Source organism: Aquibacillus halophilus, assembly GCF_009649745.1.
Classification (GTDB): domain Bacteria; phylum Bacillota; class Bacilli; order Bacillales; family Amphibacillaceae; genus Aquibacillus; species Aquibacillus halophilus.
On the sequence record NZ_WJNG01000006.1, the window covers coordinates 1 to 22,466 of the forward strand.

Sequence of the window (22,466 nt, forward strand, 5' to 3'; positions counted from 1 at the left end):
GATAACAAGTACTGATCCGGAAGTAGCATAATCTAAAACAAATATCAGTTAAGGATATGTTGGCTCTTCAAAAAAGATAATTATTGTAGGGTCTAATTTCTTATTGCCTTTTCACGTGAAGATTTTCATACAAAGAAAATAGATGTGTATTTTCGAGGAGTCTCCGTGTATTTCCTGCGTTGGTATAGTGCTTTGTTTGACTTATTACATTTAACCAGGCAGCAACGGTCTTCATCCGACGAGTAATCGCAGACCTGAATTATCTTCCTGAATCACATCGCACTTAGAAAAAGGGTTTGGATTTACTAGGAGTCTACTCATTCTGCCTATACTGGTAATAGTGTTCCTTTGTGAAGAGGACTTTCCCCTTAAATAGAAAGCTTTTCTAAGATGTTGAATTACACTACGTATAGGATAGTGATTGGAGCGGAGAACAGTGGACTCCTGCGGGAAAAGCAAATGGTTTTCGATGGGGCGAGTAATCGCAGTCCCAACAGCTGAAAATCCCACAGGAAGTGGTTTTCTTCCGAGGAAGTTGAAGCGTTGCCCGCGGAGAGCGACTGCCCGGAGCGGAAATCAACGTAGCAGTATATATTAATAGCAACAAACTATCGAAAAGAGTCTTTTTTAAAAAAATAAATTATTTCGAAGGAGGGTAATGATGTCTGTTAGTCATTATTACGAGTTGTGTCAAAAAAGCATAAAAAAATCGGTAGTAATCAGAGATGTTCATGGGAAGGTGTATGAAGGGGTTATTGAAAAGGTTGATTATGAGAAGGTATACCTTCGTCAACATGAAGCTGGAGGTGTGCCACCAGCAGGCCCCGGTGGACCTGGAATGTTTCTATGGGGACCTGCCTTTGGTGCTGGAGCGTTAGTAGGTATTGGTTTAGGTTCAATTGCCTCATTAGCATTTAGGCCATACCCTTACTATTGGTAATATGATTATTAAGGTGTGGCTTTAAATTGCCACTCCTTTTTTCTATGTAAACAACGTGAGGACGGGAAAATATGATTCATAGAAAAGAGTCTTTTCATTTTGAAACAGAAAGTCTATATATTCGGAATTTCTTTATTAGTGATAAAAAAGAGATATATTTGATTTATTCTGATCCAGGAGTACTTCAATTTGATAATAGTCCAGGATTAAAAAGTATAAAAGAAGCGGAGCAATTTATTAGACAAACGATGAATCCAAATCGTTATGATGATTCAATTAGATGGGCTGTTATTCAAAAAGAGTCAGGAAAGTTAATAGGAACCTGTGGGTTTCGAAACTGGGACCAGGAATCTAACCACGCAGAAATAGGGGGGAATTTTCTTAAAGAGCATTGGGGGAAAGGATATGCGACCGAACTGTTGCCGGAGCTGATTCAGTATGGATTTAAAAACCTCCATTTAAATAAAATTCAGGCCTATACGCTTAGAAAGAATAAGGCAGTTCTAAAGCTCTTAGAGAGGCTTAGCTTTAAAAGGGAGGGCTATTTTCGCGAGCACCAACTACTGAATGGCACCTATCAGGATGTCGTAATTTACGGAAAACTAAAGCGTGAAATGCAATAAACTGATGCACTTCACGCTTGTTTTTTGAGTGATTGGATAGTCTTGAATTAAGATAATGCTTTTTCAATCCCTAGCAGATCTTCATTTCTTCCACTTACAAGTAGCTTATCACCATTATGGAGAGATGTGTCTCCATGAGGGATAATTACTTGTCCGTAGCGGTAGATATGTAGAATAAGAGATTCTCCGAGAAACGGAAGCTCTGTAATTGGTGTCTGATCGAAATTAGAATGATTCACGACTATTTCTTTTATTGTTTTATTATGTTTGGTAATCAGTTGAAGAAGCCCAGGGTTATCAATTAGTGCTTTAAGGAATGTTCTTGTTGAGTGTAATGTTGAGTACACAGCAAAGTCTTCATCAACTAATTTTTTGTGTAAAGCCTGTTCTTCAACTTTAATGACAACAGTATCAATATCATGCTTCTTTGCATGTTGGCCGAGTGAGATGTTGGTTGAATCATCCTCAGTAGCAAAAATTATTTTGTCGGCTCGAAACGCATCCTTTTTCTCAAGCTGTTCAATTGAGAGCTCGCTAATTTGGATAATAGGAAACGGACTATCTCTTTCCTCTGTTTGTGTTTCGGTACTATATAGACGGACAATTGATTTATCTTCCATAATATCCCTAGCAACTAATAGGGTGGCCTCACTAGCACCAACAATTGAAATTTTAAGTTTTTTGCCATTTGAATTTGACGTTGGAAACATTTTCGCAAAAGCAATTGGTGAAATGAGACAAGTAATAATTGATACTAGGATAATAGCGCCATTAAGTACATCATTGATTACACCCAACTCAAGGGCAATCGATGCTGCTGCAATAACGAGGCTAAGCTTTGAAGCTGTTAAAATCCCAATGCTAATTGTTTCTTTCCATGAGTACCATTTTTTCAAAACAAGTGCAGGAATTATTTTAGCAACATACATAAACAACAATAATAGTGGCATTAATATTAAAATTCTTGAATCAACAAACAACTCCCAAATATTTAACCTAACCCCAACCATCACGAAGAAGATGGGAATCAGGAAACCAAATCCGAATGAATCTAACTGATGGACAAACTCTTTTTTTGGAGACAACAAAGAAATAATAACCCCAGCAAGAAAGGCTCCTAAAATATTTTCCGCACCAATCGTTTCTGAAAGGGAAACAAATAATAAAATTAAGGCAAATACTCCTCGAGTACCAAGTTGCACCGTTCCTTTAAGTAGATTATCAAACCATTCGAATTGAAAAAATCTACGGATTAAACGATAGGCAAGAAAAACGGCTACGAATAGGACGAAAAGCAGAAAAACCCTAAGCCCTTCCTCATCACGAAACATTGCATAGACGGTTAATAAAATCATTGTAGAAAAATCAGCTATGACGGTAACGAGTAGGATAATTTGACCTAGTATTCCTTCGGTTAAGTTTTTTTCTTTGATAACTGGAACGACAATACCTAAGGAGATCGTTGATATAATTAACGTCATGAGAAAAGGTTCTTTAATTAGTTGGAACCATACTAATAAATAAGATAGACCAAAAGAAATGGTGATAATAAGCGCGAATATAATCAGTGAAATAATAACAGGATTAGGCAGATTATCTGGCTTCTTCTTTTTCTTGAAAACACTAAAATCTATTTCTAAACCGCTAATGAACATTAGGAAAATAAAACCTAATAGCGAAAGTAGTTCGAGTAATGGATCTTCAGAAATAATGTTCAAACCACTTTTTCCAATAATCAAACCGGCTATTATTTCGGCTATAACAACTGGAACAAATGTCAGCCGAAAACGTTGCAGGATAATTGGGATGAAAAAAGCGATACCTACTACGAACATTAGTGAGGTTACGGATTGATGTTCCAATTAAACACCTACTTTCGAATCAATGATTAATGAAAATTCAGTTAATTGCTTTATTTAATTATCCTACCTTAATATGGAATTCATTAATAGCATAACGGTTTAATTTGCTATTTTATAATTTATAGATACTAAAGTACGAAAATAAGAAAAGGCATTGATTTAGTTGATCAATGCCAGTGTCTATTTTATTAATCGTCTAGATCATCAAGAGATACAGCGATAATTGCACCGGTGTAAGCGTCAATATCGATATCTACTTCATTTTTATCAGTAACTAATTCAATCTCATAAGTGAGATAACCGTCATCCTCATCCAATTCAATCTCGGTAATGGTACCATTTACTTCTGCTAGAGCAATTTCTTTAGCTTTTTCAGATGAAATTGGTGTCTTTGTATTCGTAGATTTTTTACTCACGTTCGTTTCGCTATCATCAGCATCGTCGTCATTTTTGTCAGTTGTATTTTCATTTTTACCATCAGCATTATCATCACTTTTTTCAGTTAGAGTTACATTCTTATCATCATTAGTATCATCATTTGACGAGTCGTCATCGGTTGAACGCTCTTGATCGTCTTTGCCATCGCTTGTTTTGTTTGTGCCTTTAAAATCTTCTTCTAGATGCAGTATCTCACCTGAGTTTGCATCAATTAAAAGTTCATAACTACGATCTGTTCCTTCAATTTCTACCTCGTAAACACTGTTCTTACCATTTTCATCTAACTCAATTTCAACGACTTCACCTGGAAATTGGTTTTGGGCTTTCGTTCGTGCTTCCTCCTCAGATAAACTAGCTGAAGCAGGTGATGCGGTTAATTGGTAAATCCCAAATGCACCACCAACAATAACAAGAGCACCGACAATTGAAATAAATTTTCTATTCTTCATTTTTATACCTCCTAATTTTGCACCACCACTTAATTGGTAGTGTGAAAAACTTCGAAACCGTTTTAAACGATGTCGGTTTTTCTAATTACTTATAGCATAAGCAATTTTTATGAAGGTTCGATGTGATTTAAATTAGAATTTGATGAGAATCTAATTAAAATTACTAATATGGAAGGTGGATGGTAAAGATAGACCATTCTCCTTGCTTGCTTTTCACCTTGATATCTCCACCATGTGCATGAACAATATAAAGTGCTATTGATAAACCAAGACCTGTTCCACCTGTTTTTCGGTTTCTAGCTTTATCAACCCGGTAGAAACGGTCAAAGATCTGCTCAGCATCAGATTCACTTAGTCCCTCTCCAAAATCCTTAACCGACAGTTGCAGTTCCTTGTCTAGTCGATCAATGCTCACATGAATTTCATCATCGCTATATTTGCATGCATTATCAATGAGAATATATAATGCCTGGCTAATTTTTTCTTTATCAGCACTAAAATCTAACTGCTGAATCTCAGTAAACAAGGTGATTTTACGACTGTATGCTACTGATAAGGAACGGATGACATCTTTAGTTAAGGAAACAACGTTTATTGTTTCAAAAAGAAGATTCTCACGTTGTTGGTTCTTGGCAAGTGATAGCATTTGTTCCGTCATATGTTGCATTTTTTCTGATTCAGAGCTAATTGCTTGAATAGCTTCTTCAAACACCTCGGGCTTTTCCTTTCCCCAACGTTTAAGTAGTTGAGCATAGCTTTTAATGACAGCAATTGGTGTTCTTAATTCGTGGGATGCATCAGAAACAAACTGTTCTTGGCGATTAACACTTTCATTTAGTCGATCAATCATTTGATTATACGTATTTTCCATTTGGTACAATTCATCATTGGAGCGGTTGTTCGTGTTTATTTTTTTCCATTCCCCATCTTTTGGGTTGTCTGTCATTGAATGGGTAAGCAGCTGAATTGGTCGGACAACAAAGTTTCCTAACAACCTGCCTGCTATAGCTATGGGAACAATCATGATTAAGGAAGCTAACACTAAGACAATCAACAGTGTAGACATTGTTTCATGAAGTGAAGTAAGATGTTCGGTCACCTGTAGTGTTATTATTTCCCCGTCGTTCCAAATTAGTGGAATTGAAATTACAGCATATGGAGTCTCATCCTCACCTACAACTATTTGATTGGACTCTGTCCTTGCAAAGGTGAATGGGAGGTTATAGTATTCGGCTCTCTTAGAAATTGATTGAATCACTTTCTCTTGATCATTAATAACTCTGATCATTCCGTTAGGTGGGATATATGCTTTTAAAAACTGGCGAGGCTCTGCTTCTATGTTTTCATTTTGTGCTAATGCCTCCATCAGGCTATTGGCTTGTGATTGGACGCGTTCCATTTCAGCGTTTAGTGATACATTATAAAATAAAAAATAAACTGCGGCGTTAACAAGAACGATACCGAGTATCATAATTAGGCTTAAAAATAGTTGGATTTTTGTTCGGATTTTCATGATTTGTTTTCCTTTATTGAATACCCTACACCACGAATGGTATTAATATATGGATTTTTAAAGGGGTTATCAACCTTTTGCCGCAAATATCGAATATAGACATCAACGACATTCGTGTCTCCGAAATAATCATAACCCCAAACCTGTTCGACTAATTGGTTTCGGTGTAATACTTGATTTGCATTTTTCATTAAATAGACGAGCAGATCAAACTCTCGTGGAGTTAGCTCGATGTGTTGTTCTTCACGCTTCACCTCGCGGGTTTGTACATTTACAGAAAGATCGCCAATTTTCAATTGTTCAGTGGAGGAGGAAGGGCGACTTCGCAAATGAACACGAATTCGTGCTAATAACTCTTCAATTTGAAATGGTTTTGTTATATAGTCGTTGGCTCCTAAGTCTAAGCCGGAAACTTTATCATGAACTTCATCGCGAGCTGTTAGTAATATAATTGGGGTTGCTGTATCTTTATTTCGAACCCGTCTGAGCACTTCCAAACCGCTTAATTGTGGCAAAAGAATATCCAATAAGATAAGGTCCCAAGATTGTCCAAGAATTTTCTCTAAGGCATCTTTCCCATTCGTGGCGATTTCAGTTTGATAGCCTTCATAGCTTAATTCTAGTTGAATAACTCTGGCAAGCTTTTGTTCGTCTTCAACAATCAGTATGTTTGGCATTCAAATATCAACTCCATTGAGGTTTCATTTATATAATACTAATAATAACCGAAATGGCTAAAATAGAAAGGTGTAATCAGAAAAACAAAAATATTACTCAAGGTTCTGAGATAATTGTACTGTGATTAGTACTTTTCCTGACATAAAAACTGATTCCATCACCATCTAAATTATGAGGTATTATTTTTCGCAGTTGATATAAATTGCGTCGTAACTTTGTGTGACTGTACCCCATCCTTTATAGGATGAGTGATCATCCATCGCTTCGGAAAAACACTCCCTTTCCATGGGGAACGCTTCAGCCTCCTCACGAGAAAAATCGCTCGTTGCGGGGTCTTCAGACTGTTCCTTTCCCATAGGAGTGTCGCATTTTTCCGAAGAATAGCTTTCTGTTCAAGTAAGTTGAACCTCAAAAAATTTTAATTCATTAATATCACTATTCATTTTTGAAAGTTTCATCTCGCAAAGATTTGTATTTTTATAGATCTTCGTGTATTTCTTACATAAGTATTTTGTTGTATTTGCACCTACACTTATATGGTGGTTGATTGGAGTGGAGGGCAGTCGACTCCTGCGGGAAAAGCGACGGCTGAAAATCCCGCAGGAAGCGGTTTTCTTCCGAGGAAGTTGAAGCGTTGCCCGCGGAAAGCGACTGCCCGGAGCGCAAATCTACATAGCAGCCGATTAAGGAAAAGTGAAAAAAAAATATCAATAGTTACGTCGGAGTCTATAGATTTTGTGTCTACAATGCTCTTATTAAAAAGGATAGATTGATAATTGTCAGACGGGGGAATACACACATTTAGTAGGGATACAAAAAAATGATACAACCTAATCCCATATAATAGAAGGAACTAGGTTGTATCATTAGTTTAAATGATAATTATTGATTAAAGTTATCTTTGATTGCAATTGCTTTGGACACTGTTTCATCCATGATTTTGGATAACTGGTGATTGCCGCTAGTTAGATTTTCAATAGTAGCATTCATCTCTTCTAAACTCGCAGATGTTTGTTCAATAATAGCAGCAAAATCATTGGTTGAGTTTTCCACGTCATTTGATTGATTCTGGACTTTTTCTGCTAAATAAGTGAAGCTCTTTAGACCTTCGTCCAGCTTATACATCGTAGTTGAAATTTGGTCGAAATACCCAGTTACTTCACCTGTTGATCGGACCCCAATCTCAATGTTTTGTTTACTTTCTTCCATTTGTTCGATTGCTTGCTTATTACTAGTATTTAATTCAGCTAGGTTCTTTGTGATTTTTTCAGTAGTTTTCCCTGTTAAATCAGCAAGCTTTCGAATTTCATCTGCAACCACAGCAAAGCCTTTTCCTGCTTCCCCCGCTCGTGCTGCTTCAATTGATGCATTAAGAGCTAGTAAGTTTGTTTGTTCGGTTATCTCTTTGATGGTACCGGCAAGTGTGTTAGTATCAGTTATTTTTTCGGTTAATATTTTAAACGTTGCATTCAAATCTTTAATTACATCTTCAATCGCCTTATTATTTTTATTAAGTTCATCAATTTTAATTTTTCCATTGTCCGTTAGCTTACTAGCATTGTTAGATGCATCATATAATTCAATTGATTTGCTATGCACCTGATCAATATTTGATTTTGTTTCATTTGTATTTTGTGAGATTTCAGAAATCTGCTCCGATTGTGTTTGACTACCAATCGATACTTCATTAATTGCCGATGCCATCTCATTTTGTGCAGATAAATTCGTTTGTAAATGATCATTTACTTCTGAAATACTTTCGATTATTTCAGTTATGTTTTGCTCTAATTGGATTTTTTGTGCTTCTTTTTTCTTTGATTCTTCTTCCGATTGATGCAAATAGTCTGCCAGCTTCTTTGTTTGCTCTGAGGCTAGGCGAATCACTACGTTGAATATAATTCCTGCTAAGACGTAGATTAAAAGAACCGTACTAAAAAGGTCTTGAATTGCTTCAGTGTTAGCTGTTACATAGAAATTGTTTGCGATTAAAACCGCCAATCCTAATATGTAGCCAAAGAAAAATATTTTTCTGTTTAGTTGAATGGCTGAGATGATTGTCATAAATAAAATAATAAGGATAGTGGGAATACTGCCACCTTCTTGGAAGATTGATATAAAGTTAGCAGAATAAACAACTGCAATAATTACATAAGGCAATATCGTTGGTTTTTTCATTATTCTTTGTAATACGAGGTATAGTAGGGCTACTAAAATAATTTCAGTTGCATAAACGATAAATGTAAAATTGTCTTGTTTAACAAAAGACAAGCCAGCCCCTGCAGCCAGTGAGATTAATACGGTAATTAGCATGAGTGTGTTCTTCTTAATCGTATCTTGTAGCTTCATATTTTCAACTAAATTCATGGTGGTCCCCCTATTGTTATGTAAGAAATGTATTACGCGAAAAATGTAGATAAATGTATATATTTAATTATATAAATACAACCATAAATTAACAATCAGTTTTTCAATAATTAATAGATATTTCCAACTTCTTTAAAATTATTACATTAGAATCTGTACAACCAATGCGACATAAGACAAATAATTAGCCGATTTTTTGGAATACTTATATATAGTCACTATAAAAAAATGGAGGTCATTCACTAAATGGAAACGAATCATCATCCAAAATTAACTTCTGCTGAAATGGCTGTTTTATGGGGTGCATTTCAAAATAGCACAGTAGTAACTTGTACTACTACCTATTTTCTTGAGATAGTTGAAGATGATCAAATACGCTCACTTTTAAAGTTCTCTTTAGGTTTATCGGTAGAACATGAGGAATTATTAAGAGGAATTTTTAAAGAAGAAAACCTTCCAATTCCAATGGGTTTTACGGAACAGGATGTTAATCTTCATGCAGATAGATTATATACAGATTTATTTATCCTTTCCTACCTTTCTCACATCGGTTCAATGGGATTAAATACGTATAGCATGTCATTACCAAATTCGTCGAGGGAGGATATTCGTGATTATTTTTCTAAATCTTTAAACTCTTCCATCGAACTATATAATCGTGTGACAGATGTTATGCAGGAAAAAGGGGTGTATATTCGTCCACCTTATATACCTTATCATGAACAAGTTGAATTTGTTCACAAGCAGCATTTTATTTCAGGGTGGATTGGGGAACAACGACCGCTTACATCAACTGAAATTTCATTTTTATTTAACAACATCCAGAGAAATGTACTTGGAATTGGAATGTTAACTGGATTCAGTCAAGTAGCGAGTTCTAGAGAAGTAGCGAAGTATGTTACTAGAGGGGTCGAAATTGCTAAGCATCATTGTGCAGTCTTTAGTAAGTTCCTAGATGAAAGTAACATCCTGGTACCAATGACTTCTGATGCATCTCCAACTCGATCTAAACAGGCTCCGTTTAGTGATAAATTGATCATGTTCCACACTGCCGCAGTTCAGGCGGCGGGAATGGGTTACTATGGTGCAAGTATCGCTACAAGTGCAAGGAGAGATTTAGCAGCTGCTTATACCCGTTTAATGGCCGAAGTAGGGGAATACACAGAAGACGGGGCAAAGCTTATGATTGAAAATGGTTGGATGGAAAAGCCGCCCTCTGCAGCAGATCGGAAGAACTTAGCTAACGGGTAACGATTAAGAGTCTTACTTAGTAAAGGGTAGAGCCAGTTATGGTAATCTACTCTTTTTTAGCTTAGCCGGCTTTTTTGTTATAATTATGATAAAGTAAAGGTAGAGTTTTCATCCACGATTTCCTCTAATAACTAGGGTATAAATAGAAAAAGATGCCCTGGATTGGGGTTGCAAAATTAACAACAGATAAGATGTTTATATACAGATTAAGTTTTATTTTGAAAAGTTACTAGAGGAGGAGTAGGTAAAATGGATAACAAACAGACCGGAAGAATTAGATGGGGAATTCTTGGTACAGGGGGGATTGCCAGTCAATTCGCTAAGGATTTGAAGTTTGCTGAGAATGCTGAGGGAGTTGCAGTCGGTTCACGGACACAAGAAAGTGCTACAGAATTTGCTGAAACGTACAGTATTCCAAAAGCTCACGGAAGCTATGAAGAACTAGCCCAGGATCCAAATGTCGATGCTATATATGTGGCCACACCACATCCTTTTCATAAAGAAAATGCATTGACCTGTTTGCGTGGTGGTAAGGCTGTTCTTTGTGAGAAATCATTTACAGTTAATGCAAAAGAGCTTGAAGAAGTTATTGAATTTGCTAGAGATAAAAAGCTTTTCCTTATGGAAGCAATGTGGACCCGTTTCTTACCACCAATCGTGAAAGTTAGGGAATGGATTGAGGGTGGAAAAATTGGCGAGGTTCGTCTAGTAAAAGCAGATTTCGGATTCCGCGCCCCTTGGGACCCAGAATGGCGCCTGCTTAATCCTGAACTTGGGGGAGGGGCGCTACTTGATGCAGGTATTTATCCGGTATCATTTGCCTCTATGATTCTAGGTTCAAAACCTGATAAGATAATGAGCACCGCCAATATCGGTGAAACTGGTGTCGATGAAGAATTTTCCGTTCTTATGTCCTATCCTTCTGGAAAAGTTGCATCGCTTAATGGCGCTGTTAGACTTGGCTTGACTAATGAAGCAGTCATTCATGGGACTGAAGGTTATATCCGTGTACCAACATTTTTACATGCTAAGGAAGCTTCACTGCATGTTGCTGGGGCGGAGATAGAAACATTTTATGATGATCGTGAATCAATAGGTTATGCATTTGAAATTGAAGAAGTAGGTAGATGCTTGAATGGGGATCTAAAGGAAAGCTCCATTATGCCACTGGATGAATCGTTAAAAATTATGAAGCTAATGGATGAAATTAGAGGGCAATGGGGACTTAAATACCCTTCTGAACAATGAGACTAAATAAAGTACTTATTTAGTTAACAAACTAGGTATGTCTATACAAAAGGGGTGTCCCGAACGCTTAGCATTCAGGACACCCTTTTTATGATTAAAAGTATGGAGTTTTACTATAGCTTTCGTAGAGACGTTTCTCATCGTCTCTCGTAAAGCGTTGGTGAAGATCGTAAAATGGGCCATTCTCAATTTTTTCTTTTGGTAAATCAACGACGACATTTCGGTCCAACCATGAGATGCTTTCAATCCAATCGATTGATAGTAACACGAATTTTCCTGGTAGCAATTTTTTCGTTTCCACGATAAAATAGCGAAGCTTCCAATTGTAATCATCAACTATGAAATCTGTCACATGACCGATTTCACCATCGGTAGCTTGAATGTTATAACCGGAAAAGTCACCTTTAATTTCCTTAACACTTCGCAGTTTTTTGCTTTCTTCTTGTTCTGGTGTTAGTTCTTTCTCTTTACTACCTGCTGACCTTAATTCCCCAGGTGTCGGGAATTGTCCCCAAGTCATAGGGGTGTCTAAATAATTCCAGTAATAAGGCCAACCATAATAAACACTCAACATCTGCTCTTGTTTTCTTGATACAGGTTGATGTTCATCGATACTAGGGCTATTTTTTATCATGTCTTTCGATTCAAAAATATTTACTGTTGAATTCTCATAATCGATATGGTCGAAAGAAATCGGTGAAACTAATACCTTTCTACCAGGTAACCATTTGTTTGTATCAACAACAAGGTACCTAACCACCCAACTATCCTCATCAAAATAAATGTCTTTCACTTTTCCTAATTTGCCATCTGTTGCTTGCACGTTAAATTCTTGTATCCGATTTGCATAATGTAACATTTCGATATACCTCCTCGAAATAATATGTCTTATTATCCTATTACCAAATAATATTATTCTTAAACATAATTAAGTTTGAGAGATTTACATCGAGTTCTCACACTTTTACCAATAGTTTTTGCTAGCACCAGTTAGTAAATAGATATAGAATGATAGCGAATACATAATGATTATCGAGAGGATGGAATAAATGAATCAACAGAAACGTAGGGAGGAATTGTATCGATTACTAGGTGATTTACCGGATAAATCACAGCCTATTTCAGCAAAAAAATTAAATGAAGAGGTAAGAGACGAATATGTATTAGAAAAATGGCTGCTCGATTTAAACGGTGTTGATAAAGTTCCTGCTTATTTTGTTCGACCACTAAACCAACAGGGACCATTTCCAACCATTCTTTTTAATCATTCGCATGGTGGACAATACCATATTGGAAAAAATGAACTACTTCAAGGTAATACCTATTTAGAAGAGCCTTCTTATGCGGAGGAACTAACAAAGATGGGATATGCAGTTCTTTGTATTGATGCATGGGGATTTGGCAGCAGGATGGGAAGATCTGAGGGCGAGCTTTTCAAGGAAATGCTCCTGAACGGGAAGGTGTTATGGGGTCAAATGGTTTATGATAGTATTCGTGCAATTGATTACTTAACCACCCGTGATGACGTAGATTCCACTCGAATTGGAACGATGGGTATGTCGATGGGAAGCGTGATGTCATGGTGGTTAGCCGCACTAGATACACGGATTAAAGTCTGTGTAGATATTTGTGGATTAGTAGACTTTCATACTCTAATAGAGGATAGGGGATTAGATGGGCACGGGATTTATTTTTATGTTCCTAATTTGTTAAAACATTTTTCGACCTCAGAAATTAATTCATTAATTGTACCACGTTTCCATTTAAGTCTTGCAGGAGACTACGATCGGCTTGTCCCGAGTAAAGGTCTTGATAAACTTGATCAGCACTTGAAAGCTGTATATGAGGAAAAAGGTGCTTCAGACAGATGGAATCTGTTACGCTACAATACTGGTCATTTGGAAACTGCCGATATGAGGTATGAAGTGAAGGTCTTTTTAGAGAAATGGCTGTAAAAACTCTAATTTATATAGGTAAAACTTTGAAAACTAAAGGACATGCAAATATTTAGAGGGAAATAGTTTATTTTGTTGAATCGAATTATGATAGCGCTTTATCTTTTTTTCAGCGTAGAGGGAGAGTCAAACATGAAGAATAGACAAAGAAATGTCCAACCGCGGAAAGTGAAGTGGTGGCTTCAAGATGTTTAACAAAGATAAAATTAAAAAAAGTAAAGACAATTCATCTATTAAAAAAGTCACTTTATTTGCAATAACATGGCCTATATTTATCGAAGTTTTTTTACAAACGTTCATGAGGATTTCTGACATATTTATGCTAAGCTTTGTATCCGACGAAGCTGTAGCTGCTATCGGTGTTGTAAACCAAATAATGATGTTTACCTTTGTCCTATTTAATTTTACTGCAATGGGATCGGGTGTGGTTGTTGCTCAGTATGTTGGTGCACAGAAACCAAAGGCGGTTAGCATTACGATTGCCAACTCGATTGTTATTAACCTTTTATTTGGAATTTTCATCAGTAGTATGGTGGTCATTTTTCGCCATGAGTTTTTAAGTTTGTTCAATTTGTCTCCAGAACTATTGGAGCATGCGAATATATATATGCTTATTGTTGGAGGTACATTGTTTACCCAAGCAATGATTCTTACAATTTTTTCAGCCTTACAAGCCCAAGGGATGACTAAAGATGTCATGTATGTCGTGCTTGCCATGAATGTTATAAATATATTTGGGAATTATTTGTTTATCTTCGGTGCACTAGGTGTACCACAATTAGGTGTAATGGGTGTTGCGATTTCAACAGCAGTTAGTCGGGGACTTGCAGTTGTTGCATTGTTTGTCATGTTATATAAACGAACAGAAATAAAGATAAGATTAGAAGATTACTATAAATTAAAAAAGGAATATGTTAAAAAAATCCTGGGCATTGGTGTTCCTGCTGCGGGAGAGCATTTATCCCATAATTTAAGCCAGCTAACAATTACAGTGTTTATTACAATGTTAGGTGCAAATGCATTAGCAACAAGAGTCTATACACAAAACTTAATGAATTTTATGACTGTGTTTTCGCTTTCTGTTGCAAAAGGGATGCAGATCTATATTGGTCAGTTGGTTGGTGCTGGAAAATTAGAAGAAGCTTATCAGAAGATGTACCAGGGATTGAGGGTAGCGATTACTGTTGCCCTTGCAGTTGGACTTACTATTGCTATCTCAGGAGAATTTTTATTAGGATTTTTTACCGAGGATGCAGAAATTATTGCATTAGGTTCAATTATCCTATTTCTTGGAGTTATATTAGAGCCGGGTAGAACGTTTAATCTAGTTATCATTAGTTCCTTACGTGCTGCAGGAGATGCCAAGTTCCCGGTAACCATAGGTATTTTGTCAATGTGGGGTCTTAGTGTACCACTTGCCTATTTTTTGGGTATTTCACTAGGCTATGGTTTAATCGGTGTTACGATTGCCATTATTATTGATGAATGGTTCCGAGGTTCACTTATGTTCCTGCGTTGGCGTAGTAAAAAGTGGAAGAAAAAAGTACTGGTAGAGGTAGATGAGGCTAAAACAGCTGTCGGTCAGTAGATTGGCTAATTTAGTTTCTTTTAATAAATAGGAGGTAATCATCATGGATAAAAATGTACTTGGAACAAATGTCATTGCTCAAATTGGTATCATCGTAAAGGACATCGAAAAAACTGCGCAGGTTTATGCTGATTTTTTTGGTGTTGAAAAGCCACCAATTAATTTAACAGATGCAGTTGAACAGGCAGAAACAGAGTATAAAGGTAATAGTACGGAAGCGCGTGCTAAGCTAGCGTTTTTTGATATGGGTTCATTGCAACTAGAATTAATTGAACCCGATCAACATCCAAGTACTTGGAGGGAATACCTTGATGAGCACGGGGAAGGTCCACACCATATCGCCTTTGTCGTTGAAGGTATGGAGGAAAAGATAAAAGTAATGGAAGCGAACAATATGCCATTACAACAAAAAGGCGAATATACCGGCGGACGTTACGCATATATGGATACCTTCAAGGATTTAAAAGTACTAGTCGAACTACTAGAAAACGATAAATAGGAGGCTACTATGAATATTTTAATAACAGGAGCCAACAGAGGACTAGGTTTATCCCTGGTGAAGCATGGAATTGAAAACGGTCACCATGTTTATGCTGGAACAAGAACAATTGATGGGAATACGATTGGAGACTTAAAAAAACTTCAGCAAGAATATCAAGAACAATTAAAAATAGTACAGATAGATGTTACTGATGAGGACACTGTCAAGGATGCTCTTCAGCAAATAAAGCAAACAACCAAACATTTGGATGTAATCATTAACAATGCTGGAATTTTAAATGAAAGAGACAAGTCGATTGAAGAACTGGATTTAGACGAATGTATGAAGGCTTTAGATATAAATACTTTGGGGCCTGTTCGGGTGACAAAGCATTTCCTTTCTTTATTAGAGCAAGGTGAAAAACAGTCAATTATTAATATTAGTTCAGAAGCCGGAAGCCTAACAAATGCATACAGTGGCGACTACCCATATGGATTGTCAAAGGTTGCACTAAATATGCTGACGGAAAAGCTGCATGCTACCTTGAAGGATAAAGCTATCCAGGTTCTTTCCGTTCATCCCGGATGGATGAATACAGATATGGGTGGTAGCAATGCTCCTACAGACCCAACTACTACTGCAGATGGAATCTATCAAATGATTGAACGTAAGGTTAAAATAAAAAGTGACTATCTTTTCGTTGATTATAATGGGAATGCTATGGAAATCTAGTAAGGAGTGAATAGAGATGACAAAACGAATTGTTGCCGCATTAGGTGATTTTTATCATGACAGAGATTTAGCTGTTCAGTCACTAGAGGCTGCTGTTAAATCAATTGAAGGTATAGAGATTGAGTATAAACATGTAGATGAGCTTGTTGAAAGCTTACAAACTAATCCCGATGCTGTTATTCTTTTCGCGGAGAACAGAATAAATCCTGAGGATGATCAAGTAAAAACATGGATGGATAATGATGCAGCACTTGCCATTAATCGATTTGTTGAAAATGGTGGAGGTTGGCTAGCATGGCATTCCGGACTAGCGTCCTATGACAACATCGAGGCTTATACTTCTATGCTTCACGGTTATTTCAAATATCATCCAGAAAAGCATCAAGTGGTGAGCTATACTTTTAACCCGGATTCAAATTTTATCGATGACGGACAAAACTTTGAAATCTTGGACGAGCACTATTTTGTAGCTTGTGACGTGGAGAATACAAGTGTCTTTCTAACGTCTGATTCTGTAGATGGATCCTCGATTGCTGGATGGTATCATGATTATGGAAAGGGTAAGGTTGTTTGTTTAATCCCTGCCCACCTTGAAGAAGGTTTAATGCACCCTGTTGTTCAAAAACTACTGATAAATTCAATTAAAAAGGTAAGTGACTTAGCATAGAATAACTGTGTGTAAATTATACAATAAACAAAAGTGGATCTACTCTTAATAGAGATAGATCCATTTTTGTTATTTCTTAAAATTTGAGCTTATTTCACTTTTATAACGATCTTTCCTTTAGCGTGGTGAGTCTCGCTCAGTGTATGAGCCTCTCGGAGTTCATCAGTTGAAAACCCGAAAACATGGCCAACTTGGGCTTTAACTATCTTTTTATCTAATAGATCACCAAGCTCGGTCAACTGCTCTCCATTTGGTGTAAGCCAATAAGACATTGCTTCTACTCCGTATTCTTTTGCTAAATCCTGGTCAGGCTGACCGGCAATAGTCACAAGCTTTCCTCCACGTTTTAGCACCTGAAAGCTTTTTTCTAAAACTTCGCCACCCATTGTGTCAAGAACAATATCGAAATCTTCCAGTTCCTCTGCAAAATTTTGTGTTTTGTAGTTAATAAACTTATCAGCACCTAGTTCTTTAACATACGTTTCGTTTTTCTCACTAGCTGTGGTGGCGACATATGCTCCTAAATATTTAGCGAACTGAATCGCTAAACTACCAACTCCGCCAGCACCAGCCTGTATTAAAACTTTATCACCTTTTTTAACCCCAGTTTTGTCAACGAGACATTGCCAGGCAGTTAGACCTGCAAGTGGAATGGAGGCAGCTTCCTCAAAGGAAATATTTTTTGGTTTTTTCGCTAATAGATTTTCGTCGACCGTGGTATATTCCGCATAAGTCCCATTAGCTGTCGTATCTGGTCTTGCGAACACCTCGTCACCAATTTGAAAATCTTTGACTTGTTTTCCAGTCTCTACAATCGTACCGGCGACATCCCAACCCAAGATAATAGGAAAGGAAAAATCAAGCATACTCTTTAAATAACCTTCTCTTAACTTCCAGTCGATCGGATTTATCGACGTCGCATGCACCTCAACTAATACTTGGTTATCTTTAATTTGCGGTTTCGGTACTTCTTGTTCTTGCAACTCTTCTTTACCACCATAGTTATTAATGACAATTGCTTTCATAGTTCAATCTCCTTTATTGGTAATCGTTATAGTATGAGCAAGTGTAGTAAATATAAAGGTGAAGTTCAAAAAAAATGCTTATGGAAGTGCTACTATCTGATGGTTATTTTAGAATGAAATAGTTTATTTCTAGCATCGCTGAGCCATTAGTTATAAAATGGTAACGTATTCAAATTTGTCCGTCTTAAAACATTTCCTCTACTGATTTAGTATTTCCAATAAAAAAGAAATGAGGTGGTGTTCAATGGAGCGATTGATTGGGCTGATAGCTGATGATCTCACAGGTGCAAGTGACAGCGGTGTAAAGTTAACTGAAAAAGGAATTGATACGTCCGTTTTATTTGAAATCCCGACAACTCACCGTTCGTTAACGGGTGGATTTGTCATTGATACTAACTCCCGTGCCTTAACAAAGAATGAAGCTTTTTCAATCACAAAACAAGCCGCGGAATTTCTTAAACAAGCAGGGTATATACATATTTATAAAAAGATGGATTCAACATTAAGGGGGCATATTGAAGCAGAGCTAGAAGCACTTCGAATTGTCTTTAAACCGGATTTCATAATTATTGCTCCTGCTTTCCCATCTTATGGTAGAACAACGAGAAATGGAATTCACTATGTAAACGATGTTAAAATAAGTGAGACTGAATTTAGTAAAGATCCAACACACCAGGTTCAAGAATCCTATATTCCTAGCATAATCGAAAAAGGGACCGGTCAAAAGGTAGGACTAATAAATACAAAAGAATTAGGAGATTTACAGAAAAACTGGCAAGCTAAACTCAAAGAATATAAAGACGAAGGTATCCAGTACCTCGTATGTGATGTTGATTTTCAGGAAGAGCTATCGTGGATTGCCAAACATATAAGTCAATTTTCTAGTAGCATTATCTGGGCAGGTTCAGCAGGATTAGCAGAGGTTATACCGGAAATACTAGGATTTAATAAGAATGAAGGGAAACGTGCTTTTCCAACCTCGAAAATAGTCATGACTGTATCTGGTAGTTTATCCGAAATGACACAACAACAAGTGAACTATGCAATCACACAGCCAAATGTTGCTGGTGTAGAAGTTCAGACGGACCGTATTTTTGGCGAGAACTGGAATTTTGATAAATCCTACTACATAGGACAATGTCTATCAAAATTAAGAGAAGGGAAACACGTAATCTTACATTTGCAATCAAATTCAGAAGTCCGCGATCAAGTAAACAGTCTAGCTGATAACTTAGGGTTAAATGCCTATCAGGTTGGACAGAAAATTTCCCGGGCAATTAGCGAACTAGTTCTAGAGGTAGTCCGTCAATGCCCTGACTTAAAAGCCTTCGTTCTAACCGGTGGAGATACAGCAAAAGGTATTAGCAAAGCCTTAGGGGCAATTGGACTACGTATCATCAAGGAAATCGAAGCAGGGATTCCTATTGGTAGGTTAATAGGTCCTGAAAAGGATATATATGTTGCTACAAAGGCCGGGGCATTTGGTGAAAGAGAATCTATTTACCGGGTAATGGAAGAGTTGAAAGGAGGATCTGAACATGAATAGAAAACCAATCATAGGAATTACCATGGGTGACGCAGCAGGAGTAGGGCCGGAGATTATCGTTAAAAGTCTTAGCCAACCGGGGGTATATGAAAGTTCCCAACCCTTGGTTATTGGTGATGCAAAAATATTAGAAAGAGCTGCAAACCTATTAAACCTAGATGTTCGTGTTAAAAGAATAGATTCTAATCTGAATTTTGAAGCGAAATATGGTGAAATTGCATGTTTGGATTTGGATTTATTGCCAGTCGATCTCCCGTTTGGTCAGATTTCTGCCGAATCAGGTCATGCAGCATTTGAATACTTGAGAACAGCAATTGAGTTAGCCAATGATAAAAAAATTGATGCGATATGTACAGCACCTCTAAACAAAGAAGCTCTGCATAAAGGTGGACATTTGTATCCAGGACATACAGAGATTCTAGCTGAATTAACTAACACCAAGGACTTCTCGATGATGCTCTCTTCTCCTAAATTAAAAGTAATCCATGTAACGACCCATGTTGGTATTATTGATGCTGTCAACATGATTAATCCAGGGAGAGTATATGACGTCATCCGATTGGCACACGACACGTTAAGTAAATCAGGAATTAATCATCCTAAAATTGCCGTCTGTGGAATTAACCCACACGCGGGTGAAAATGGTTTATTCGGATATGGTGAGGAAGAGGAGAAGATTATTCCTGCAGTTGAACAGGCCATTAGTGAAGGGATTAAAGTCGAAGGCCCCTTGCCAGCAGATACACTTTTCTATCGTGCAGTGCGTGGGGACTTCGATATTGTCGTGGCCATGTATCATGACCAGGGGCATGGCCCAATCAAGGTATTAGGACTAGAAGCTGGAGTTAATATTACTGTTGGTCTACCAATAATACGAACTAGTGTTGATCATGGAACAGCTTTTGATATTGCTGGTTTAGGTGTGGCCGATGAGCGGAGTCTGATGGAGGCTATTCGCCAAGCAATAGAGCTAGCACCAAAACAGTAGCGCAAAACATGCTGAGTTTAGCGCATATCCTCTAGGTTCGAGCGCATACTTGTGGGAATTAGCACATAATCAAGGGGTTTGAGCGCAATACTAATAGAACTAACGCATATCTGGATTTGAGCGCATTACATAGGTAGTCAGCGCATATATTTTAGTGATAGCGCATATCTTATGGGAAAGAGCACTTACCAAGTTTCCCGGTCAATTAACATTATCAGCAATTGTTAGAATATAAATTAGACAATTCCAATTCTTCAGAAAATTTATGTTGACAAACTATTTCTGTATCGTGTAATATTATTTCAATTAAAGAAATAAGGCGTTGAAGAGAGAAAGTAGAATCTTAGTTATTTTTTAGAAGAGAGCTTCGGTAGCTGAAAAGAAGCAAAAAATGCTGATTCGAAAATGGCCTCTGAGCTGCGGACTGAACGTATCTATTAGATATTACTAGGTTTTGACGAGATTTGGTACTCGTTATCAATACCACAGTATAAGAACCGAAGGAAGAATTGGATGTTCTGTACTTGTTAAGGCTGACTGCATGAGCAATCAGTGAATTAAGGTGGTACCACGTGAGACAAACCACGTCCTTATCTGTGTTTAAAAAGATAAGGGCGTGGTTTTTTTATTTTTCTAAAATAAGAAAGGAGTATTTATATGAGTCATGCATTGGTATTACAGTCAGATTTTGGATTAAGTGATGGGGCGGTTAATGCAATGAATGGAGTAGCGTATTCGGTAGATGCATCGATACCAATATTCGATTTAACACATGACATTCCACCATACGATATTTGGGAAGCTTCTTACCGGTTGTTACAGACAGTAACCTACTGGCCTGAAACCACTGTATTTGTTTCTGTAGTTGACCCAGGAGTTGGCTCTGACCGCAAAAGTGTGGTTATCAAGACAGATAGCAATCATTATATTATTACCCCAGATAATGGAACACTTACACACATCAATCAGAAAATTGGGATTAAGGAAGCGCGAATAATAGATGAAAAAATAAACAGGTTACCGAAATCTGGTGCATCCCATACGTTTCATGGTCGGGATATATATGCATATACAGGCGCTCGTCTAGCAGCTGGAAAAATACCCTTTGAAGAGATAGGCCCAGAAATATCGCTAGATGAAATCGTTAACCTATCTTTTTATGAAGCAAGTATTGATGACGGATTATTAACAGGTATAATTGACATATTAGACATTCGATTTGGAAATATTTGGACAAATATTGATCGCGAGTTATTTCTTCAATTGGGTATCGACTACGGGGACACAATAGAAGTTACAATTAAAACGGGAACAAGAAAAGTGTACAAAAACCTCATGACTTATGGACGGTCGTTCGCAGATATAAGTGTAGGTGAACCACTGGTTTACATCAATTCCCTCGACAATCTAGCCGTAGCGCTCAATCAAGGTTCGTTTGCAAAAGCGTACAACATTGGAACAGGATCTAACTGGAGTATCTCGGTTCGTAATAGAGCCTAAATTAATAAAAACATAAGGGAGATGGAGCAAATGAGTAGAGGAATAACAACCAAAACGATTGTAGCAATTGGAATTGGAACTGCCGTATTTGTTATTTTAAATCGGTTCGCAGCAATACCAACAGGAGTACCTAACACAAATTTTCAAACTTCTTATGCGTTTCTAGCACTGATGGCCATTCTTTTTGGACCAGTTGCAGGTGGACTTATTGGCTTTATTGGCCATGCATTAACAGACGCAATCGTTTGGGGCTCTGTTTGGTGGAGTTGGGTGATTGTCTCAGGATTCGTCGGAGTTGTAATTGGATTATTTGCTAACAAGATCAATATTGAAGATGGAACTTTTGGCGGGAAAGAAATTTTTACATTTAATATTGCTCAGGTGGTTGCCCAAGCTGTCGGTTGGTTTATTGTTGCGCCAGTTCTAGACATTCTCATATACGCGGAACCAGCAAACAAAGTGTTTTTACAAGGTATTGTAGCCGGTGCATTTAATATTTTAACTGCCGGAGTACTTGGTACACTTCTATTAGTGGCCTATGCAAAAACGCGTAGCAAGAGCGATAGTTTAGATTTAGATTTATAAAAATATACTAGGCCGGGGGCAGAGGTTTCCGGC

Annotated in this window: 22 protein-coding genes and 1 other annotated feature; of the genes, 15 read left to right on the forward strand and 7 right to left on the reverse strand. The window is 37.3% G+C overall.

From position 1 onward, the window contains the following. Positions 1-469: 469 nt before the first annotated feature. The 3 genes from GH741_RS22100 (at position 470) to GH741_RS08180 (ending at position 1,563) form a co-directional block, all read left to right on the forward strand. Positions 470-598: a hypothetical protein gene (locus GH741_RS22100; RefSeq protein ID WP_276608222.1), complete on the forward strand. Its 129-nt coding sequence runs from the start codon at positions 470-472 to the stop codon at positions 596-598. A 63-nt stretch (positions 599-661) separates the two neighbouring features. Next, positions 662-940 (forward strand): hypothetical protein, encoded by a 279-nt coding sequence (locus GH741_RS08175; RefSeq protein WP_153736312.1) that lies wholly within the window; start codon positions 662-664, stop codon positions 938-940. A 71-nt stretch (positions 941-1,011) separates the two neighbouring features. After that, positions 1,012-1,563, forward strand: a complete 552-nt coding sequence (locus GH741_RS08180) for a GNAT family N-acetyltransferase (protein ID WP_153736313.1) — start codon at positions 1,012-1,014, stop codon at positions 1,561-1,563. 47 nt (positions 1,564-1,610) lie between these two features. On the opposite strand, the gene GH741_RS08185 is transcribed toward GH741_RS08180, so the two are convergent. The 4 genes from GH741_RS08185 to GH741_RS08200 all read right to left on the reverse strand — a co-directional run bounded on the left by GH741_RS08185 (position 1,611) and on the right by GH741_RS08200 (position 6,502). Continuing rightward, positions 1,611-3,425, reverse strand: coding sequence for a cation:proton antiporter family protein (locus tag GH741_RS08185; protein ID WP_153736314.1), 1,815 nt, complete (start codon positions 3,423-3,425; stop codon positions 1,611-1,613). A 188-nt stretch (positions 3,426-3,613) separates the two neighbouring features. Then, on the reverse strand, positions 3,614-4,312 hold the full coding sequence (locus tag GH741_RS08190) for a PepSY domain-containing protein (protein ID WP_153736315.1): 699 nt from the start codon (positions 4,310-4,312) through the stop codon (positions 3,614-3,616). A 163-nt stretch (positions 4,313-4,475) separates the two neighbouring features. Then, positions 4,476-5,825 (reverse strand): sensor histidine kinase, encoded by a 1,350-nt coding sequence (locus tag GH741_RS08195; RefSeq protein WP_153736316.1) that lies wholly within the window; start codon positions 5,823-5,825, stop codon positions 4,476-4,478. After that, entirely contained in the window at positions 5,822-6,502 is a 681-nt protein-coding gene (locus tag GH741_RS08200) for a response regulator transcription factor (RefSeq protein WP_153736317.1), read from the reverse strand. The genes GH741_RS08195 and GH741_RS08200 overlap by 4 nt, the downstream gene beginning before the upstream one ends. Positions 6,503-7,039: 537 nt before the next feature. Here GH741_RS08200 and GH741_RS08205 point away from each other — a divergent pair. Beyond that, positions 7,040-7,276 (forward strand): hypothetical protein, encoded by a 237-nt coding sequence (locus tag GH741_RS08205; protein ID WP_153736318.1) that lies wholly within the window; start codon positions 7,040-7,042, stop codon positions 7,274-7,276. 109 nt (positions 7,277-7,385) lie between these two features. On the opposite strand, the gene GH741_RS08210 is transcribed toward GH741_RS08205, so the two are convergent. Then, positions 7,386-8,867, reverse strand: coding sequence for a methyl-accepting chemotaxis protein (locus GH741_RS08210; RefSeq protein WP_153736319.1), 1,482 nt, complete (start codon positions 8,865-8,867; stop codon positions 7,386-7,388). A 246-nt stretch (positions 8,868-9,113) separates the two neighbouring features. Between GH741_RS08210 and GH741_RS08215 the strand changes: the two genes are divergently transcribed. Together GH741_RS08215 and GH741_RS08220 are read left to right on the forward strand one after the other, a co-directional pair. Continuing rightward, positions 9,114-10,118 carry a DUF3231 family protein gene (locus tag GH741_RS08215; protein WP_153736320.1) on the forward strand — a complete coding sequence of 335 codons (1,005 nt, stop codon included), beginning with the start codon at positions 9,114-9,116 and terminating at the stop codon, positions 10,116-10,118. 249 nt (positions 10,119-10,367) lie between these two features. Beyond that, complete coding sequence (locus tag GH741_RS08220; protein ID WP_153736321.1) at positions 10,368-11,366, forward strand: Gfo/Idh/MocA family protein; 999 nt, start codon at positions 10,368-10,370, stop codon at positions 11,364-11,366. 94 nt (positions 11,367-11,460) lie between these two features. Here GH741_RS08220 and GH741_RS08225 read toward each other — a convergent pair whose 3' ends face one another. Beyond that, the gene (locus tag GH741_RS08225; protein ID WP_153736322.1) at positions 11,461-12,225 is read right to left on the reverse strand and encodes a PRC-barrel domain-containing protein; all 765 of its coding nucleotides are present in this window, start codon (positions 12,223-12,225) and stop codon (positions 11,461-11,463) included. Between the two features lie 190 nt (positions 12,226-12,415). On the opposite strand from GH741_RS08225, the gene GH741_RS08230 reads away from it, so the two are divergent. The 5 genes from GH741_RS08230 to GH741_RS08250 all read left to right on the forward strand — a co-directional run bounded on the left by GH741_RS08230 (position 12,416) and on the right by GH741_RS08250 (position 16,789). After that, positions 12,416-13,321, forward strand: a complete 906-nt coding sequence (locus tag GH741_RS08230; protein WP_153736323.1) for a dienelactone hydrolase family protein — start codon at positions 12,416-12,418, stop codon at positions 13,319-13,321. A gap of 187 nt (positions 13,322-13,508) precedes the next feature. Then, positions 13,509-14,909, forward strand: coding sequence for an MATE family efflux transporter (locus tag GH741_RS08235; RefSeq protein WP_153736324.1), 1,401 nt, complete (start codon positions 13,509-13,511; stop codon positions 14,907-14,909). Positions 14,910-14,952: 43 nt separating this feature from the next. Continuing rightward, a complete protein-coding gene (locus tag GH741_RS08240; RefSeq protein WP_153736325.1) occupies positions 14,953-15,408 on the forward strand; it encodes a VOC family protein in 456 nt (151 codons plus the stop codon). 9 nt (positions 15,409-15,417) lie between these two features. After that, complete coding sequence (locus GH741_RS08245; RefSeq protein ID WP_153736326.1) at positions 15,418-16,122, forward strand: SDR family oxidoreductase; 705 nt, start codon at positions 15,418-15,420, stop codon at positions 16,120-16,122. Positions 16,123-16,138: 16 nt separating this feature from the next. Then, positions 16,139-16,789, forward strand: a complete 651-nt coding sequence (locus tag GH741_RS08250; RefSeq protein ID WP_153736327.1) for a ThuA domain-containing protein — start codon at positions 16,139-16,141, stop codon at positions 16,787-16,789. Between the two features lie 89 nt (positions 16,790-16,878). Here the strand turns inward: GH741_RS08250 and GH741_RS08255 are convergent, their stop codons facing one another. Further along, on the reverse strand, positions 16,879-17,814 hold the full coding sequence (locus GH741_RS08255; protein ID WP_153736328.1) for an NADP-dependent oxidoreductase: 936 nt from the start codon (positions 17,812-17,814) through the stop codon (positions 16,879-16,881). A 244-nt stretch (positions 17,815-18,058) separates the two neighbouring features. Here GH741_RS08255 and GH741_RS08260 point away from each other — a divergent pair, with 244 nt between their 5' ends. The 4 genes from GH741_RS08260 (at position 18,059) to GH741_RS08275 (ending at position 22,433) form a co-directional block, all read left to right on the forward strand. Beyond that, the gene (locus tag GH741_RS08260; RefSeq protein ID WP_153736329.1) at positions 18,059-19,360 is read left to right on the forward strand and encodes a four-carbon acid sugar kinase family protein; all 1,302 of its coding nucleotides are present in this window, start codon (positions 18,059-18,061) and stop codon (positions 19,358-19,360) included. Continuing rightward, positions 19,353-20,348 carry a 4-hydroxythreonine-4-phosphate dehydrogenase PdxA gene (gene pdxA / locus GH741_RS08265; protein WP_153736330.1) on the forward strand — a complete coding sequence of 332 codons (996 nt, stop codon included), beginning with the start codon at positions 19,353-19,355 and terminating at the stop codon, positions 20,346-20,348. The genes GH741_RS08260 and pdxA overlap by 8 nt, the downstream gene beginning before the upstream one ends. A 313-nt stretch (positions 20,349-20,661) precedes the next feature. Continuing rightward, positions 20,662-20,943 (forward strand) — a binding site (T-box leader). Positions 20,944-21,005: 62 nt separating this feature from the next. Further along, positions 21,006-21,848, forward strand: coding sequence for an SAM hydrolase/SAM-dependent halogenase family protein (locus GH741_RS08270; RefSeq protein WP_153736331.1), 843 nt, complete (start codon positions 21,006-21,008; stop codon positions 21,846-21,848). 30 nt (positions 21,849-21,878) lie between these two features. Further along, a complete protein-coding gene (locus tag GH741_RS08275; protein ID WP_153736332.1) occupies positions 21,879-22,433 on the forward strand; it encodes an ECF-type riboflavin transporter substrate-binding protein in 555 nt (184 codons plus the stop codon). Positions 22,434-22,466 lie beyond the last annotated feature (33 nt).

Bases quoted from the DNA above. Each gene is read 5' to 3' on its own strand.
- GH741_RS22100 (WP_276608222.1), top strand. From the start codon at position 470: ATGGGGCGAGTAATCGCAGTCCCAACAGCTGAAAATCCCACAGGAAGT.
- GH741_RS08175 (WP_153736312.1), top strand. From the start codon at position 662: ATGTCTGTTAGTCATTATTACGAGTTGTGTCAAAAAAGCATAAAAAAA.
- GH741_RS08180 (WP_153736313.1), top strand. From the start codon at position 1,012: ATGATTCATAGAAAAGAGTCTTTTCATTTTGAAACAGAAAGTCTATAT.
- GH741_RS08190 (WP_153736315.1), bottom strand. From the start codon at position 4,312: ATGAAGAATAGAAAATTTATTTCAATTGTCGGTGCTCTTGTTATTGTT.
- GH741_RS08195 (WP_153736316.1), bottom strand. From the start codon at position 5,825: ATGAAAATCCGAACAAAAATCCAACTATTTTTAAGCCTAATTATGATA.
- GH741_RS08200 (WP_153736317.1), bottom strand. From the start codon at position 6,502: ATGCCAAACATACTGATTGTTGAAGACGAACAAAAGCTTGCCAGAGTT.
- GH741_RS08205 (WP_153736318.1), top strand. From the start codon at position 7,040: ATGGTGGTTGATTGGAGTGGAGGGCAGTCGACTCCTGCGGGAAAAGCG.
- GH741_RS08210 (WP_153736319.1), bottom strand. From the start codon at position 8,867: ATGAATTTAGTTGAAAATATGAAGCTACAAGATACGATTAAGAAGAAC.
- GH741_RS08215 (WP_153736320.1), top strand. From the start codon at position 9,114: ATGGAAACGAATCATCATCCAAAATTAACTTCTGCTGAAATGGCTGTT.
- GH741_RS08220 (WP_153736321.1), top strand. From the start codon at position 10,368: ATGGATAACAAACAGACCGGAAGAATTAGATGGGGAATTCTTGGTACA.
- GH741_RS08225 (WP_153736322.1), bottom strand. From the start codon at position 12,225: ATGTTACATTATGCAAATCGGATACAAGAATTTAACGTGCAAGCAACA.
- GH741_RS08230 (WP_153736323.1), top strand. From the start codon at position 12,416: ATGAATCAACAGAAACGTAGGGAGGAATTGTATCGATTACTAGGTGAT.
- GH741_RS08235 (WP_153736324.1), top strand. From the start codon at position 13,509: ATGTTTAACAAAGATAAAATTAAAAAAAGTAAAGACAATTCATCTATT.
- GH741_RS08240 (WP_153736325.1), top strand. From the start codon at position 14,953: ATGGATAAAAATGTACTTGGAACAAATGTCATTGCTCAAATTGGTATC.
- GH741_RS08245 (WP_153736326.1), top strand. From the start codon at position 15,418: ATGAATATTTTAATAACAGGAGCCAACAGAGGACTAGGTTTATCCCTG.
- GH741_RS08250 (WP_153736327.1), top strand. From the start codon at position 16,139: ATGACAAAACGAATTGTTGCCGCATTAGGTGATTTTTATCATGACAGA.
- GH741_RS08255 (WP_153736328.1), bottom strand. From the start codon at position 17,814: ATGAAAGCAATTGTCATTAATAACTATGGTGGTAAAGAAGAGTTGCAA.
- GH741_RS08260 (WP_153736329.1), top strand. From the start codon at position 18,059: ATGGAGCGATTGATTGGGCTGATAGCTGATGATCTCACAGGTGCAAGT.
- pdxA (WP_153736330.1), top strand. From the start codon at position 19,353: ATGAATAGAAAACCAATCATAGGAATTACCATGGGTGACGCAGCAGGA.
- GH741_RS08270 (WP_153736331.1), top strand. From the start codon at position 21,006: ATGAGTCATGCATTGGTATTACAGTCAGATTTTGGATTAAGTGATGGG.
- GH741_RS08275 (WP_153736332.1), top strand. From the start codon at position 21,879: ATGAGTAGAGGAATAACAACCAAAACGATTGTAGCAATTGGAATTGGA.